A 16,207-nucleotide genomic window follows, 5' to 3' on the forward strand; every position below is an offset into this window, starting at 1 on the left:
GAATTGTCGCGAATTTATTTATCCCTATTTTATCAAAATTACATGAAAGCCTCTATTAGAAGCATTCACTTCCATTTAAAACCAATCATGACAGGTTATTAGTTTTTACGGAAAAATTCATTCAAGCGGTCAATCACTTCTTCCTTTTTCCATTCAAATGTTTCTCCAGTTTGTCTGAACTTCACTTCCACAATACCTTCTGTTGCTTTTTTACCAACTGTTACGCGAACAGGTAAACCAATTAAATCAGCATCCGCAAATTTAACGCCAGCACGCTCAGCACGGTCATCTAGTAGTACATCATAGCGATATGATTTTAGTAAGCCGTAAAGCTCATCTGCTAAAGCTACTTGCACTTCATCTTTAGTATTTACAGGTACAACATGGATATCGTATGGAGCTAATTGTGTTGGCCAAGTGAAGCCATTTTCATCTTGGAAATGCTCAGCTACCGCAGCTAGAATACGAGAAACACCAATACCATAGCAACCCATAATAAATGGTTGAGATTTCCCTTGCTCGTCTAAGAAAGTACCATTCATTTTAGCAGAATATGTAGTACCTAGTTTAAAAATATGACCAACCTCAATGCCTTCCGCAAATTTAATCGTACCTTGTCCATCTGGAGAAGGATCACCCTCTTGAATAAAACGAATATCTAAGTAGTCATTCACAGCAAAATCACGCTCAGGATTAACATTTACTAAATGGAATCCATCTTCATTCGCACCTGCAATACCATTACGAATAGATTTAATCGCATGATCAGCTACTACTTTTACGTCTACAGGTAACTTCACTGGCCCAATGGAGCCAACACCACAACCTAATAGCTCACGAATCGCTGCTTCACTTGCAAGCTCTACAGAACCCGCTTCAAGCGCATTTTTCAATTTAATATCATTGATTTCATGATCTCCACGCGCAAGAACAACTACAAGCTCTCCATCTACATCAAAAACAAGAGATTTTATAACATGGGCAGGTTTTACTTGTAGGAATGCTGAAACTTCCTCTATTGTTTTTTGATCTGGTGTCGCTACTTTTTCAACTTCTTTTAATGCTTCATCAGATGTCTGGTAATCTGCAATAACTTCAGCCATTTCAATATTTGCTGCATAGTCAGATGTATCTGAATAGGCAATTGTATCTTCTCCAATTTCTGAAAGGACCATGAACTCATGTGTACCTTTTCCGCCGATAGACCCTGCATCTGCGATAACAGCACGATAGTTTAAGCCAAGACGTGAGAAAATATTAGAATAAGCACGATACATATCATCATATGTTTCATCTAAGCTTTCACGAGACGCATGGAAAGAATACGCATCTTTCATAATAAATTCTCTTCCTCGTAGTAAACCAAAGCGAGGACGTTTTTCATCACGGAACTTCGTTTGAATTTGATAAAGTGTTAACGGTAATTTTTTATAAGATTTAATTTCATCACGTACTAACGTTGTAATTACTTCTTCATGTGTTGGCCCTAATGCAAAATCACGGTCATGACGGTCTTTCAAGCGCATTAATTCTGGACCGTATTTTTCCCAGCGACCTGACTCTTGCCAAAGCTCAGCAGATTGTAGAGATGGCATTAATAGCTCAATCGAATTGATGGCCTCCATCTCTTCTCGAATAATTGTTTCAATTTTTGATAACACACGTTTTGCAAGCGGTAAATACGAGTATACCCCACTTGTATTTTGACGAATAAACCCTGCACGTAGTAATTGCTTATGTGACTTTACCTCAGCATCAGCAGGTACTTCACGTAACGTTGGGATAAATGTTTTACTTTGCTTCATTCAGTGTTCCACCTTTTTTAATAGATAAGTTTATACTCTCAATAGCATAAACAAATTTAGCTTTGAGCGCAATGTTTCGTAGAAAATGCGCCCAAAGCTATAAATAAAATTCCTTTTAATTGTAAAGTTAGAATTTACTAGTCATTAATTAAAAGAAAAATCTCTGTATATCATTCCATGTGACAACTACCATTAAAATCATTAGTAGAACAATTCCTACAAAATGGACAATTCCTTCTTTTTGACGGTCAATTGGTTTCCCACGTAAAGCTTCAAAACCAAAGAATAATAAGCGACCACCGTCTAAAGCAGGTAATGGAAGTAAGTTCATAATTCCTAGATTTATACTTAACATTGCAGCCCAATTCATTAAGTTCATAATTCCATACTGAGCAACTTGCTCGGTTGCTTTATAAATACCTACAGGACCGGATAAAGCGTCTATTGTAAACTTACCAGTAATCAGCATACCTAGAAGCTCAAATATTTTGACAGTCATATTATAGGTTTCTTGTGCCCCATAGACAACAGCCTTTAGAGGATTAAATTCTCTCGGGCTATCGTAAAGCACTCCAATTTGACCATACTTTTCTCCATCCTGTTGGACTTCCTTCACAGTCATGTTTAAGTTGACAGATTGTCCATCTCGATCTACGGTCACCATAATCTCTTCGTTTGGATGATCCTGAATAATTGCAGCTAAATCCTGCCACTTTTCAACAGCCTGTCCATCAATGGCTGTCACTCTATCACCTGCAAGCATCCCAGCCTCCGCAGCTGGATTATTTTCTACAACTTCAGAGATAACTGGCTCATATGTTGGAACTCCGTGAATTAATCCAATAACTAAATAAATTACAAAAGCTAGAATAAAGTTAAAAAATGGACCTGCGAAAATAGTCATCGCTCGTTGGCCAACCGTTTTTGCATTAAATTGACGATCATGAGGTGCAATGACCAGCTCTCGTCCATTTTCCACAAGAATACAATCTCTCGCTACTTGATAACGAACTAATCTTTCTTCTTCATCATAGCCCTCTACAAACAAATCTTTTTCTAAATCAGCACGCTCAACTTCTAAAAATAACAAATCTGGTAATTGCTTATTATTTTGATTGAAAATAATTTTTTTAACAACATTATCTTCATTGACAACAAGCCCTATTCGATATCCTGGCTGTAATTCAGTGCCATCCATATCTTCGCCAGCCATTCGTACATATCCACCGATAGGCAATAAACGAATAGTATACATTGTTTCTCCATGTGTTCTACCATAAATCTTGGGTCCCATACCGATGGCAAATTCACGTACTAGAATACCTGCTCGTTTGGCGAATAAGAAGTGTCCAAGTTCATGGAAGAAGACGAGTAAACCAAATATTAAAATAAATGCAATGGCTGTTTGCATAATACCCCACCTTTAAAAGCGATTAGTTAACGATACATTGCTCTCGTTATTTTACCATGTCTAACACTATTTTTCTTGTTTCACTGTCCACCTGTAAAATCGTTTGTAAATCTGGTATTGCAATGTTTTGGTGTGCTTGCATCACACGTTCAATCGTCTCATCGATTTGAAGGAATGTTATTTTCCCTTGTAAAAAAGCTGCAACTGCTGCTTCATTTGCTGCATTCATTGCTGTTAGGATGGTTCCACCAGTACGGCCAGCCTCGTATGCTAAGCGCAATGCTGGGTAACGTTCAAAGTCCATTTCTTGAAAATGCAATTGACCAATTTGCGCTAAATTTAGTCTCTGACCATTATGTAACGGGATACGATCAGGGTAACTTAAAGCATATTGGATAGGAACGCGCATATCTGGTGTGCCTAATTGTGCAATCACACTAGTATCATGATACTCAACTAGAGAGTGAATAATACTTTCTCTATGCAAAAGTACATCTATTTTTTCATATGGCATATCGAATAAAACATGCGCCTCAATTACTTCTAAACCTTTATTCATCATTGTTGCAGAATCTATCGTAATCTTTGCGCCCATAGACCAATTCGGGTGATTCAGTGCGTCAGCCACAGTCACATGTTTTAATTGGTCCCGTGTTTTATCGCGGAAGCTACCACCTGAAGCAGTAATAATTAAACGTTCAATATCTTTGGGGTTTTCACCATTCATCGATTGGAAGATAGCAGAATGCTCACTATCAACTGGCAAAATAGTTGCGTTGTATTTTTTCGCTTCAGCCATTACTAAATGTCCAGCTGTCACAAGTGTTTCTTTATTTGCAATCGCAATTGTTTTTCCCATTCGAATGGCTGCTAAAGTGGATTCCAGCCCAACACTTCCAAGTACAGCATTAACAAGAACTGTCGAAGCCGGATGTGTAGCAACCTCAACTAAGCCTTGTGCGCCAAATGTGAAGTGAATAGTCGGATACTCCTTAGCAAGCAGTAGCGCATCTTCTTCTAGCTGCACAGAAACTAATTCGGGCTTTAAGTTATCAATCATTTCTCGTGTTTTCTCCATATTTTTCCCTGAAGAGAAAGCAACTAATTGAAAAGCTTCACGTTGTTCTTTTAAAATATCGTAGGTTTGCCAACCGATTGAACCAGTTGCACCTAATAAACTAATTTTTTTCACAACACATTGTCCCCTTTTTCTATCTAAGCAAATGTATGAATAGAAGTCCTTTATAGTTCGGATTAATTACCAAACAAATGTAAAAAATGAAGTAAAGGCACAACGAACAATAGACTATCGAAGCGATCTAATATCCCGCCATGCCCCGGTAAAATATTACCTGAATCCTTTACATCAAAATGACGCTTAATAGCAGATTCCACCAAATCGCCCATCTGACCAATAATGGAGGCGAAAATTGTTACGAATACAAGTGTTATATAACCATTTGCAAATGGGTAAATAAGTTGCATACCGACAGCGAAAATGACAGCAATGACAATTCCACCGATGAAGCCTTCAATCGTTTTCTTTGGTGAGATTTCAGGCCATAACTTGTTCTTACCAAATTTTCTTCCGACAAAATAGGCACCTGAATCCGTTGTCCAAACGACCAATAAACAATAGACAACATACTCTAAACCTACATTTCTTGTTTCAATTAAGTAATGGAACCCTAAGCCCACATAAAATGCGCCTAATAAAATAAAACCAACTTCATCAAAAGTTATTTTATTTTTTACCAAGACTACATAAATAAGGAGTAGCATCATCAGACCATAGACTACCATTAGAGTAGACGAATAGCCTATTAAGTCTACAACCTTTTCACTCCAGTCCTTCGGGATAACAAGCAAAATTAAAGTGACCAGCCCTAAAAAGCCAGGCACAGAAAAAATGGAAATACCTTTCATTTTAAGTATTTCATAAAAACCGACAATAGCCATTGCTAGCACAAGTATGGCAAATGGTACTTTTCCATAAATAACGAATGGTATGAAAAATGCTGCTGCAATTATTGCGGTAATAATTCGTTGTTTCAAGTTGTTTCTTCTCCCTTCAACCCACCATAACGGCGATTACGTTTTTGATAGTTTTCCACCGCTTCCAGTAAGGTTTCCTCACTAAAATCTGGCCACAATGTATCTGTAAACCAAAATTCTGTATAGGCAAGCTGCCAAAGCATAAAGTTACTTAAGCGCACTTCACCACTTGTACGAATTAATAAATCCGGTTCAGGCAAATGGGCCGTCATTAAATGAGATGTTAAGCATTCTTCTGTTAGGTCTTGCATTGTTAATTGACCGTCCTGTACTTTTTGAAGCATCATTTTCATGGCATTAACCATCTCAGAACGACTTCCATAATTCAGGGCGAAATTTAAAATAAGACCTGTATTATGCTTCGTTTCTTCCATTGCCTCATACAACGCTTTTTGTGTATGGGCAGGTAATAAAGATGGATCTCCAATCATTTCGACACGTACATTGCGTTCCATCATCTCGGGTAAAAAGGAACCTAAAAACTCGACTGGTAGCCGCATCAAAAAATCTACTTCAGGTTTTGGCCGTTTCCAGTTTTCAGTGGAAAACGCATATACGGTTAATACCTTAATGCCTAAATCTGACGCAAATCTCGTGACCTTACGTACGGTCTTCATTCCCTCATGATGACCAGCAACACGGGGCATAGCTCGTTTTTTTGCCCAACGTCCATTTCCGTCCATAATAATCGCTACATGGGCAGGAATCGGCTCGCTTTTAGTTAGGGCCACACGCTCCTCCAATGATAGTGTATCCATATTTATTTGTTTACCTAATAGCTTTTTAAACATGCTAACTCCCCCACTACAACTAATCGGACGTATACTAACCTATCATAACAAACAAAAGCGCTTTTTGTCTTTTTTTTCCCCTCTAAATTGACTATGTATGTACTAGCGTATTTTAGAACTATACACATTTTTAAAGAATAAGTTTGTTAAAAAATTAATCAATATTTATGTGATGCACAGCTTTGTATATTTCATCTATGCTTTTCTCTATGATTCAGCTCATATTCGAATGGTAAAGAGAAAAGACGTCCTGTTATGTATAGGACGCCTTCATCTCATCAAAAAGTTCCATCATAGACATGTAAAACGTTTGTTTTACACTTCTAAAATTTCTTTTTCTTTATCTTTCGTTACTTGATCCACTTTGACAATGAATTCATCTGTTAATTTTTGAATATCATCACCATAGCCACGTAGATCGTCTTCTGTGATTTCGCCAGCTTTTTCAAGTTTTTTCAAATCATCATTCGCATCACGACGTACATTACGTACAGCAATTTTTGCGTCTTCTGCTTCTTTTTTCACTTGCTTCACTAAATCTTTACGACGCTCTTCAGTAAGAGCAGGAATCATTAAGCGAATGATAGAGCCATCATTTGTTGGTGTGATACCGATATCTGATTTCATAATTGCTTTTTCAATTTCACCTAAAATTGTTTTATCATAAGGTGTAATCACTAATAAGCGAGCTTCTGGTACAGAAACACCCGCAAGCTGATTAATTGGTGTCGGGGCGCCATAATAATCAACCATAATACGATCTAATAACGATGCGTTAGCACGCCCTGCACGAATTGAAGATAGTTCACGTGTGAAAGCTGCAATTGTTTTGTTCATTTTTTCTTTTGCTTGTTCTAATACTTGTTTTGCCATTATGCATTCCTCCTAACAACTGTTCCGATTTTTTCGCCTAGTACAGCACGTTTAATGTTGCCTGGTTCCGTAATTGAGAAAACAATTAGTGGAATATCATTATCCATACATAGGGTAGAAGCTGTTGAATCCATTACTTGTAAGCCTTGTTGGATAACGTCTAAGTATGTGAGTGTATCATATTTAATGGCTGTTGTATCCACTTTTGGATCTGCTGAATAAACGCCGTCAACATTGTTTTTAGCCATTAAAATCGCATCTGCATCAATTTCTGCTGCACGTAATGCTGCCGTCGTATCGGTTGAGAAGAACGGATTACCTGTCCCTGCTGCAAAGATAACGACACGCTTTTTCTCAAGATGTCTAACTGCTTTACGACGAATGTATGGCTCCGCTACTTGAGTCATCACGATAGAAGATTGAACACGTGTTTCAATGCCTAATTTTTCAAGAGCATCTTGTAAAGCTAGGGAGTTCATTACAGTTGCAAGCATGCCCATATAGTCAGCTGCTGCACGATCCATCCCCATTTCACTACCTATTTTTCCACGCCATATATTACCGCCACCTACAACAACAGCAACTTCTACATCAAGATCCACTACTTCTTTTACTTCTTCTGCAACAGACTTGATTATTTTTGGTGATAAACCGAAGCCCGCTTCTCCAGCTAACGCTTCACCACTTAGTTTAATAACTACTCGTTTATATTGCGGTACACTCATTGTAAACCTCCGTAAGACTTTATTTAAAAAATCTCTATTCCCTTTTCCATTATAGTATATCTAACAATAATTGCTAGTTGAGAATAAGGCAGAATAGAAAATTCTATTACTATTTTCGTTCATTTCGGAAAAATAGGGAACACGCTATGTTGTGTTCCCCATTTTTTTCTAGAAAATCTAGATATTATTTGATTAGGATCAAATGCCCGCTAAATTAGTTACCTTTAACTTGGCTCATTACTTCTTCTGCAAAGTTATCTTCACGCTTTTCGATACCTTCACCTACAGCATAACGTACAAAGCCGTTTACTGAACCACCAGTAGAAGCTACGAAATCACGTACTTTTTGGTCAGAGTTTTTAACGAATGATTGATCAAGTAGGCACACGTCTTCGAAATATTTACCAAGACGACCTTCAACCATTTTAGCAACGATGTTTTCTGGTTTACCTTCGTTAAGAGCTTGCTCAGTTAATACTTTACGCTCACGTTCAACTTCTTCAGCAGAAACTTCATCGCGAGAAACATAAGTTGGGTTGATTGCAGCGATGTGCATTGCAACATCTTTCGCTGCTGATGCATCAGTAGAACCTTCTAAAGTTACTAATACGCCAATACGGCCTCCCATGTGTAAGTAAGCACCGAATGAATCTGCATCCGTTTTTGTTTTGATTTCAAAACGACGAAGTGTGATTTTTTCTCCAATTGTTGCAACAGCTGTAGAAATTTGATCTTCAATTTTTACACCTTCAGCATTTGTAAGCTCTAGAGCAGCTTCAACTGATGCTGGTTTCGCAGTAAGTAATTGCTCCGCTAAAGATGAAACCAATACTTGGAATTTGTCGTTTTTTGCAACGAAGTCAGTTTCAGCGTTAACTTCAAGGATGATTGCTTCGTTACCTTGTTCTAAAATGTAAGTAGTACCTTCCGCAGCGATACGGTCAGCTTTTTTAGCAGCTGAAGAAAGACCTTTTTCACGTAGGAAATCGATTGCAGCTTCTAGATCGCCATCAGTTTGTACTAGCGCTTTTTTACAATCCATCATACCAGCGCCAGTTTTTTCGCGTAATTCTTTTACTAATTGTGCAGTAATGTTTGCCATTTAGTGTTTCCTCCTCAAATTGGTTGAACAAAGTTTTAATGATAGGTTCTAAAAAAGGTGATAAGGGTTTTGAGCCACTTATCACCTTTTTGTAAACGTGAATTACTCAGCAGCAGCTTCTACAGCTGGAGCTTCTTCTTCACCTTGTTTTGACTCGATTAAAGCGTCAGCCATTTTAGCAGTTAAAAGTTTAACAGCGCGAATAGCATCATCGTTAGCAGGGATTACGTAGTCGATTTCATCTGGATCACAGTTTGTATCAACAATACCTACTAGAGGGATGTTTAATTTACGAGCTTCAGCAACCGCAATACGTTCTTTACGTGGGTCAACCACGAACATTACGTCTGGAAGATCGTGCATATCACGGATACCGCCTAAGAATTTGATTAGACGCTCGTGTTCTTTTTTAAGTTGGATTACTTCTTTTTTAGGAAGAACTTCGAAAGTACCTTCTTCTTCCATTTTTTCGATTTGTTTCATACGTGCAACACGTTTTTGAATTGTACCGAAGTTAGTAAGAGTACCACCTAACCAACGTTGGTTGATGTAGTAGTTGCCTGAACGTTCAGCTTCATCTTTGATCGCTTCTTGTGCTTGTTTTTTCGTACCAACGAAAAGAACTTTACCACCGTCTTGACCAACTTGACGCATGAAGTCATAAGCTTCCTCTAATTTTTTAACAGTTTTTTGTAAGTCGATGATGTAAATCCCGTTACGTTCTACGAAGATATATTTCTTCATTTTTGGGTTCCAACGACGAGTTTGGTGACCGAAATGTACACCAGCTTCAAGTAATTGTTTCATAGAAATTACTGACATGTGAATTTCCTCCTAGTATGTTTGGTTTTTATCCTCCGCATTTATCTTCTGCAACAAGCTACCCTAATCTTAGAGCACCACTTACTACATCAAAATGCGTGTGTAGTAATAACACCATTTGCAACTATATCATAGCTTTTCCCAGTTAGCAACAATTTAGTGATGAAATTTCAGTAAAAGCTCGATTTCTGTTTTTCCCTTTTGCAGCTGTTTCGCTATTTCTTCTGTTGATTTACCCTGCTTAGCTAAATTTAATGCCTGTTGCTCCATTGTTAGCTCTTTAACTTCTTCCTTTTGCTCTACTTTTAAAGGCATCGGTGAGGAAGCTATTGTTTCAGTTGTCTGTCTCTGACGGGAATAAGCATTGGCTACAATATTTTTAGGAACATAGAGCCTAGCATCTTTATCTAAGCTTAATGGACGGTCCTTTTTCAGCTCTTGCTCTGCTGCCGAATAAGCCTGCTCCTGCTGAGGTTCATAGCTTACGGTTTGCTGAACGCTAGTTGCTGCTAACTCTGAAGGTGAGACATTTTGTAGTTCTTTAATAAGACGGTCGTTTTCATCTTTCATTTCTGTTAAATAGACACTAATGGTATCGTCCATTTCACTCATTAAGCGTTCTTGCTTCTTTTCTAAATCCTTAAATTTTGCTAGCTTAGTATTTAAAATAATAAGGAAGTAAAATGTAAGTAGCTGTAAAAAGAATAGTACCGCTATTAGTATGGTTGTCATTGTAAACTCCTATCCACTAAAATCCACGAAATTACCTTTAAACGGATGTTGTGCCTGTTTTTCTTGTTGATCCTGTTGCTTTTTCTTCTTTTTGTAAATATCCGTTAAGTATTCGCCACCTGCATCTTCATCCTCATTTATTTCATCCATACCTTCTGATGTATTGACAATTTTTTGCTTGCGTTCTATTTCCTTTTTTAACGCTTCATTGGCATGTGCTTGTTGAGCTAAAGCTTGTTGTTGTACTTGATCAGCCATTTTCCCAGCTTCAAATGTTTTAGGAATCGCAATTTGCAATTCAACCCCTTTTAAACTCATCGGAATCTCTCCCTCAAGGATATTTACGCATTCATCATTTCGCTAGATAATAATTTACGTAACTTTAAAAGCGCTTTGGAATGGATTTGGGAAATACGTGATGTTGATAATTCAAGCATTTCACCAATTTCAGTCAAAGTTAGTTCCTCCGTATAAAATAAACTTAGAACCAATTGTTCTTTTTCATTAAGCTTCTGAATATTTTCTGCTAAATCATCTAATAACTCTGATTTAACCACCGATTGTTCAGGTGTTTTTGTCGTATCGTCTCGTATGACAAACGACTTTCCATCTACCTCTTCTTGGTCTTGTTGTTCATTAATGGAAAGAACATTAGAAAAAAAATGCTCTTGTACTGTCTGATAAACATCTTCCACAGGTACTTCCATATGCTTCGCAAGTTCCTCAGGTGTAACATGACGCATATATTTTTGCTCTAATTGCTCAATCTGAGCATCTAATTTTTTGGCTTTTTCTCGCGCTGAGCGTGGTAGCCAATCTTCCTTACGAAGCCCGTCTATAATGGCTCCCCTTACTCTAAATGAAGCATATGTATCAAATTTCAAATCTCTATTAATATCAAATTTATTTAATGCATCAAATAATCCTATCATTCCTAAGCTCGTTAAATCATCTCGAGATACACTCTTTGGTAAACCCGCACTAATACGTTGAACATGATAAGATACTAAAGAAATATATTTTTTTATGAGTAAATCACCAGCATCTGGATCACGCTCATGTATCCAGCGATTCCACAGTTTTTGCTCATCGTTCAGAATTGGTTGTGTCATGAAATCCACCTCTCTAAAAAACGCCTTTACGCGCCCGTTTGCCACTGACTACTTGCGCTCATAAAACTTTTCTTTCATAAGGATTTCTCCATTATTTTTTATAAAATCCATAACCGTTCTACTCTTAGCATCACGCAACAGAGTAAAAAAATGGATAAGCTATTGCCATCTTTCCTACTATTATAACAAAAATCGACTATAATTTCATTTGTTTCTCTTAGTCTCTCTTCGTTTTATACAAACAAATTATAATTGTCCCCCTGTTATACATTAACCTAGTATACAGTTTAAAAATATGTCTAAATTATTAAGCTTTTACTTTTCAATTTTGTTAGTTCTTTTTACATATATACTAATTCTTATAAGAAGTATTTTGACTCTTTATCTATTGATTTTTTCAGGTATAAATACCTTTAAAATTGCAATATACTCACCATTTGTCTATAACAGCCCAAAAAAGGATGGCTAGTTGACCGAAGCGTAATAGTACCACTTTTGACATTATTGCTTTCCATAAAATTAGATACGATATGACCATTAAAGATAATTATCTTACGTTGGGAGTTGCGGGCGATTGCTTCAGCAGCAAGAAGCATCCACTAAGACTATGTTTGCACTAGTAAATTTCACAAAAGTTTCCCCCTACCATACAGTTTTTCCTGAGCGATCAAATAAAAAAGAGCCGCTCATGGCGACTCTCTGTTTTAAGCATTCACTTGTTGTTCTTCTTCTCGATTCATCATCGTTCGAACCACTTGTGCAATCTCCTCTGAGTTCTCATCTTGAAATTCAACGGTTGAATTAGCGGAAGCAACTTCTTGATTTGTGCCTTCAGGAGTCGTTTGTTCATTGTCTCCTAGTTCACCTTCCACTGCTTCCTCATTTACCTCTGGCGTATACAATATGTATGCTATTAAAGTACGTACGATATACATCACAAGGAATACAATGATTGCTGTGATAAAAGATCCGATAATGACTCGAAGGGGAGTGTAAGGCTTTTGAAATGTACTAAAAAAATATATAGTAAAAGCTATTAATGCTCCCCATAGGTTATAAAATATGGAACCAAACATTAGATTTCGCTCACTCCTTGGTTAACTGTTCGAATATGTAATGACGATGTGGCAGGATTAAATTCAATCGTTCTACCACTGTTTCCACCAGTATCCTCGGCCACTAAAGGAATTCCATGTCTTTTCAATTCATTTTTAACAGCTTCTACATTACGAGGACCGATGCGCATCGAATCTTTGTCCGAAGTAAATTGAAACATCTGTGCGCCCCCAGCAATTTTTGCCTTTAGTTTAAATTTTTGAACGCCCTCTAATTTTAATAGATCAATCATTGCTGCTATTCCCGAATCTGCAAATTTTGCTACATTGATTGACTCAGATCTTCCCAAGCTTGAATCTGGTAACATCACATGGATTAAACCAGCAATTTTTTTTGACTCATCATATAAAATAACGCCAACACAAGAACCCAGACCAGAAGTTCGAATCGTGTTAGGTAGCTTTACTACATCCATTTGTGCAATTCCTACTTTAACCACTTGCCCACTATTACTGCTTAGCATCATCAGGAAACCCCTAATGCTTTAAAAATAGCATCAAATGAGTCGGGATCTGGTAATAGGAAGAAATGACCTCTCACAGTTTCATGGTCTTCTACACCTTCTTCAAAAATGGATGTATTTATAACAATGACATTATCACTTACATGTGATAATTCTATTAAACCAATACTTATAATTGCACCAAACATATCAACGCTTAGGCCTGGCACAGTTGGATAAATTTTCAAATTAGTGAAGTCCGATAAGGCAGATAAATAGGAACCTGATAAAATATTTCCCATTTCTTGCATAGCTGATAACCCTAGTTCAGAAACAGGTCGTTTTTTAAAATCAAATGTCTCATCATGAATGAGTCGACGAATAAAACGGTTTGCCTGTTCAATAGGGAGTATAAAGAACATACTTCCTTCAGCATCACCTTCAATGCGAAGGTAAATACCAACAACGACATTTTCTGATCCGCCAGCTAATTCCATCATATCGTTAAAGGACACCATTTCTACCTTTGGCACACGCATATCAATTTTTTTCCCAAGTAAATTGGAAAGTGCTGTCGCGGCATGCGCAGCACCAATATTGCCAATTTCCTTTAATACATCTAAATGTAGCGAGGTAATCTTTTGATTAAATGTCATGATCGATCCCTACTTTAGTGGATTTAATACTTTTTCTAAATGTAATAAGATTAATAATCGTTTTTCTACTTTAGCAACACCTGAAATAAATTCTTCCTCAAGTGAGCCAACAACTTCTGGTTGTGGTTCAATCGCACTTGCAGGAATATCAATTACATCGTTTGCTGAATCTACAACAAAGCCTACTTCCATATCTTCTAGTGAGATAATGATAATGCGAGTTGTTTCCTCATGTTCTGAAATAGGTAATTCAAAGCGTTCACGTAAATCCACTATTGGTGTTACGACTCCGCGAAGATTGATAACACCTTTTACATATTTCGCCGTTTTCGGTACACGCGTAATATGCATTAACTTTTCTATACCCTGAACATGGGACACTGGAATTGCATATTCTTTATTGGCTAGTTGAAATACAATTACTTTAATACTTTCTTGTTCCACTGCGTTTGTCATCTTTTACACCTCTCTTATTCATTCACCTTATTTTATTAATGCGTTACAATCCACAATTAAGGCTACTTTACCATTTCCTAAAATAGTCGCACCTGAAATAGCAAAAATATTTGTTAAGTAATTTCCTAAAGACTTCAAGACAATTTCTTGTTGTCCAATGAAGGAATCCACCACTAAACCAGCAAGTTTTTCACCTTTGCGAACAATCACTACTGAATGGAATTCTTCATCTTGCGGCTCTGTACGAGGTACTTCAAAGATTTCCTCTAAGAATACCAACGGTACAACCTTGCCACGGAAGTCGATTACTTTTTGATTATGCGCATTCATAATCTCCGATGAACGGATAATAGATGTTTCAATAATAGATGATAATGGAATTGCATAAATTTCTTTTTCAATTTCCACAAGCATGACAGAAATAATCGATAATGTTAGTGGTAATTGGATAGAAAAGATGGAACCAACATCTTGTGTCGATTCAATTGAAATATTACCGCCAAGAGATTCAATCGTCGTTTTAACAACATCTAACCCTACTCCACGACCAGATACATCAGAAATGACATCAGCAGTCGAGAAGCCTGAAGCTAAAATAAGCTCATTGATTTGATTATCAGACATTGAGTAAGATTGTTCTTGCGTCACAATACCTTTTGAAATAGCTTTCGCTAGTACTTTATCACGATTAATTCCTGCACCATCATCTTCAATTTCAATAAAGACATAGTTCCCACTATGGTAAGCTCGTAGGACAACCGTACCTTCTTCTGGCTTACCTTTTGCACGGCGCGATGTTGGGTTCTCAATGCCATGGTCTACAGAATTTCGGATTAAGTGAACAAGCGGGTCACCAATTTCATCGATAACTGTACGATCTAGCTCTGTTTCAGCACCAATAATTTCAAGATTAATTTTCTTATTTAAATCTCGTGATAGCTGACGAATCATTTTTGGGAAACGGTTGAACACTGTTTCAACTGGCACCATACGCATTGTTAAAATGATTGTTTGCAAATCACCCATAACACGGCTCATTCGCTCCACAGTTTCGTTTAGTTCACCATGGTTTACCTCTGTGGCAATAGATTGTAATCGACCACGGTCAATGACAAGTTCTTCAAACAAATTCATTAAAATATCAAGACGTTCAATATTTACACGAATCGTTTTATTCCCAACAGGTGCATGATTTTTTTCAGCCTTTGCTGGTGCTGCTGTTTTTACAGACTGCGCGACTGGTTCAGGTTTAGAAGGGTCAGGAGTAGATGTAGATTCTACTTCCGCTACAGCCAATGCAGTTGCAGCCACTTCTTGCTGTGATTCATATTCTCTTTCACTAAATTTCTTTTGGTCAATTGCTGTAACAATAACTTCTTCAACCTCTGAAACTTTCATGATCTTTTTCTGCATATCTTCTGCTGATTCTTTTGTCACAAAGGCTACATAAAACTGTTGATCAAATTGTTCATCTTCTAGCTTTTCAACAGATGGACTCGATTTAATAACCTCTCCATCTTTTTCTAAAATCTCAAAGACCATAAATACACGTGCAGCCTTTAATAGACAATCTTCTCGTAATTTTACTGAAATTTCATAGGCATGGAAACCTTGTTCAGCCGATTGTGTGATAACTGTTTGTTCAAAACTATCATATTCTAAAACACATTCCACAGATGCTGGTTCTGCAACGGTTGCAACCACCTCTGGTACTGCTTCCTCACCTAACTCTATTCGCTTAAGTTGAGCGACAGTTGCTGACACATCACGTTTACCATCACCGCCGTTCGCAATATCCATAACCATTTCTTCTAGATGGTCAACAGATTCAAAGACCACATCCAAAATTTCAGGTGTTACATGGATTTTTTCATTACGAATTGCATCTAAAACATTTTCCATTTTATGTGTTAAATCGGCTAAATCTTCAAAACCCATTGTGGCAGACATACCTTTTAAAGTATGGGCAGATCGGAATATTTCCCCAACAATTGCCAAATCATCTGGATTTTTTTCTAATGCTAATAAATGTTCACTACATGCTTGTAAATGCTCTTTACTTTCTTCGATAAACATCTCTAAATATTGATTGACTTCCATAAGAGGACA

17 protein-coding genes are annotated in these 16,207 nt (G+C 37.2%); all 17 read right to left on the reverse strand.

Features of this window, described 5'->3' with window-relative positions; all coding sequences use genetic code 11:
- Positions 1-98: 98 nt before the first annotated feature.
- Positions 99-1,805, reverse strand: a complete 1,707-nt coding sequence (locus ACOZBY_RS02025; protein ID WP_012293299.1) for a proline--tRNA ligase — start codon at positions 1,803-1,805, stop codon at positions 99-101.
- A gap of 148 nt (positions 1,806-1,953) precedes the next feature.
- The gene (rseP, locus tag ACOZBY_RS02030) at positions 1,954-3,216 is read right to left on the reverse strand and encodes an RIP metalloprotease RseP (RefSeq protein WP_012293298.1); all 1,263 of its coding nucleotides are present in this window, start codon (positions 3,214-3,216) and stop codon (positions 1,954-1,956) included.
- Positions 3,217-3,262: 46 nt separating this feature from the next.
- Positions 3,263-4,408, reverse strand: coding sequence for a 1-deoxy-D-xylulose-5-phosphate reductoisomerase (dxr, locus tag ACOZBY_RS02035; protein WP_012293297.1), 1,146 nt, complete (start codon positions 4,406-4,408; stop codon positions 3,263-3,265).
- Between the two features lie 62 nt (positions 4,409-4,470).
- Entirely contained in the window at positions 4,471-5,271 is an 801-nt protein-coding gene (locus tag ACOZBY_RS02040; RefSeq protein WP_012293296.1) for a phosphatidate cytidylyltransferase, read from the reverse strand.
- Entirely contained in the window at positions 5,268-6,062 is a 795-nt protein-coding gene (locus ACOZBY_RS02045; RefSeq protein WP_008181400.1) for an isoprenyl transferase, read from the reverse strand. The genes ACOZBY_RS02040 and ACOZBY_RS02045 overlap by 4 nt, the downstream gene beginning before the upstream one ends.
- Positions 6,063-6,377: 315 nt before the next feature.
- Positions 6,378-6,935 (reverse strand): ribosome recycling factor, encoded by a 558-nt coding sequence (gene frr, locus ACOZBY_RS02050; protein WP_031419001.1) that lies wholly within the window; start codon positions 6,933-6,935, stop codon positions 6,378-6,380.
- Positions 6,935-7,660 (reverse strand): UMP kinase, encoded by a 726-nt coding sequence (gene pyrH, locus ACOZBY_RS02055; protein ID WP_012293293.1) that lies wholly within the window; start codon positions 7,658-7,660, stop codon positions 6,935-6,937. Before pyrH ends, frr begins: the two co-directional genes overlap by 1 nt.
- A gap of 214 nt (positions 7,661-7,874) precedes the next feature.
- The gene (tsf, locus tag ACOZBY_RS02060; RefSeq protein WP_012293292.1) at positions 7,875-8,762 is read right to left on the reverse strand and encodes a translation elongation factor Ts; all 888 of its coding nucleotides are present in this window, start codon (positions 8,760-8,762) and stop codon (positions 7,875-7,877) included.
- 102 nt (positions 8,763-8,864) lie between these two features.
- Positions 8,865-9,584 (reverse strand): 30S ribosomal protein S2, encoded by a 720-nt coding sequence (gene rpsB / locus ACOZBY_RS02065; protein WP_004269262.1) that lies wholly within the window; start codon positions 9,582-9,584, stop codon positions 8,865-8,867.
- Between the two features lie 156 nt (positions 9,585-9,740).
- Positions 9,741-10,316 carry a hypothetical protein gene (locus ACOZBY_RS02070; RefSeq protein ID WP_031418999.1) on the reverse strand — a complete coding sequence of 192 codons (576 nt, stop codon included), beginning with the start codon at positions 10,314-10,316 and terminating at the stop codon, positions 9,741-9,743.
- Between the two features lie 9 nt (positions 10,317-10,325).
- Entirely contained in the window at positions 10,326-10,634 is a 309-nt protein-coding gene (locus ACOZBY_RS02075; RefSeq protein ID WP_012293288.1) for a hypothetical protein, read from the reverse strand.
- Positions 10,635-10,657: 23 nt separating this feature from the next.
- The gene (locus ACOZBY_RS02080) at positions 10,658-11,428 is read right to left on the reverse strand and encodes a FliA/WhiG family RNA polymerase sigma factor (protein ID WP_008180720.1); all 771 of its coding nucleotides are present in this window, start codon (positions 11,426-11,428) and stop codon (positions 10,658-10,660) included.
- A 704-nt stretch (positions 11,429-12,132) separates the two neighbouring features.
- Positions 12,133-12,504 (reverse strand): hypothetical protein, encoded by a 372-nt coding sequence (locus tag ACOZBY_RS02085; RefSeq protein ID WP_036160966.1) that lies wholly within the window; start codon positions 12,502-12,504, stop codon positions 12,133-12,135.
- Positions 12,504-13,010 carry a chemotaxis protein CheD gene (locus ACOZBY_RS02090; protein ID WP_012293285.1) on the reverse strand — a complete coding sequence of 169 codons (507 nt, stop codon included), beginning with the start codon at positions 13,008-13,010 and terminating at the stop codon, positions 12,504-12,506. The genes ACOZBY_RS02085 and ACOZBY_RS02090 overlap by 1 nt, the downstream gene beginning before the upstream one ends.
- Positions 13,010-13,642, reverse strand: a complete 633-nt coding sequence (locus tag ACOZBY_RS02095; protein WP_012293284.1) for a chemotaxis protein CheC — start codon at positions 13,640-13,642, stop codon at positions 13,010-13,012. Before ACOZBY_RS02095 ends, ACOZBY_RS02090 begins: the two co-directional genes overlap by 1 nt.
- Positions 13,643-13,651: 9 nt before the next feature.
- Positions 13,652-14,098: a chemotaxis protein CheW gene (locus tag ACOZBY_RS02100; protein ID WP_008180734.1), complete on the reverse strand. Its 447-nt coding sequence runs from the start codon at positions 14,096-14,098 to the stop codon at positions 13,652-13,654.
- 27 nt (positions 14,099-14,125) lie between these two features.
- On the reverse strand, positions 14,126-16,198 hold the full coding sequence (locus ACOZBY_RS02105; RefSeq protein ID WP_036167447.1) for a chemotaxis protein CheA: 2,073 nt from the start codon (positions 16,196-16,198) through the stop codon (positions 14,126-14,128).
- Positions 16,199-16,207: the final 9 nt, after the last annotated feature.

It is taken from the genome of Lysinibacillus sp. NPDC056220, from assembly GCF_049315265.1.
GTDB classification, from domain to species: domain Bacteria; phylum Bacillota; class Bacilli; order Bacillales_A; family Planococcaceae; genus Lysinibacillus; species Lysinibacillus pinottii.

Coding starts and splice junctions, on each gene's coding strand:
- ACOZBY_RS02025 (WP_012293299.1), bottom strand. CDS start 1,805: ATGAAGCAAAGTAAAACATTTATCCCAACGTTACGTGAAGTACCTGCT.
- rseP (WP_012293298.1), bottom strand. CDS start 3,216: ATGCAAACAGCCATTGCATTTATTTTAATATTTGGTTTACTCGTCTTC.
- ACOZBY_RS02045 (WP_008181400.1), bottom strand. CDS start 6,062: ATGTTTAAAAAGCTATTAGGTAAACAAATAAATATGGATACACTATCA.
- frr (WP_031419001.1), bottom strand. CDS start 6,935: ATGGCAAAACAAGTATTAGAACAAGCAAAAGAAAAAATGAACAAAACA.
- pyrH (WP_012293293.1), bottom strand. CDS start 7,660: ATGAGTGTACCGCAATATAAACGAGTAGTTATTAAACTAAGTGGTGAA.
- tsf (WP_012293292.1), bottom strand. CDS start 8,762: ATGGCAAACATTACTGCACAATTAGTAAAAGAATTACGCGAAAAAACT.
- rpsB (WP_004269262.1), bottom strand. CDS start 9,584: ATGTCAGTAATTTCTATGAAACAATTACTTGAAGCTGGTGTACATTTC.
- ACOZBY_RS02070 (WP_031418999.1), bottom strand. CDS start 10,316: ATGACAACCATACTAATAGCGGTACTATTCTTTTTACAGCTACTTACA.
- ACOZBY_RS02075 (WP_012293288.1), bottom strand. CDS start 10,634: ATGAGTTTAAAAGGGGTTGAATTGCAAATTGCGATTCCTAAAACATTT.
- ACOZBY_RS02080 (WP_008180720.1), bottom strand. CDS start 11,428: ATGACACAACCAATTCTGAACGATGAGCAAAAACTGTGGAATCGCTGG.
- ACOZBY_RS02085 (WP_036160966.1), bottom strand. CDS start 12,504: ATGTTTGGTTCCATATTTTATAACCTATGGGGAGCATTAATAGCTTTT.
- ACOZBY_RS02090 (WP_012293285.1), bottom strand. CDS start 13,010: ATGATGCTAAGCAGTAATAGTGGGCAAGTGGTTAAAGTAGGAATTGCA.
- ACOZBY_RS02095 (WP_012293284.1), bottom strand. CDS start 13,642: ATGACATTTAATCAAAAGATTACCTCGCTACATTTAGATGTATTAAAG.
- ACOZBY_RS02100 (WP_008180734.1), bottom strand. CDS start 14,098: ATGACAAACGCAGTGGAACAAGAAAGTATTAAAGTAATTGTATTTCAA.
- ACOZBY_RS02105 (WP_036167447.1), bottom strand. CDS start 16,198: ATGGAAGTCAATCAATATTTAGAGATGTTTATCGAAGAAAGTAAAGAG.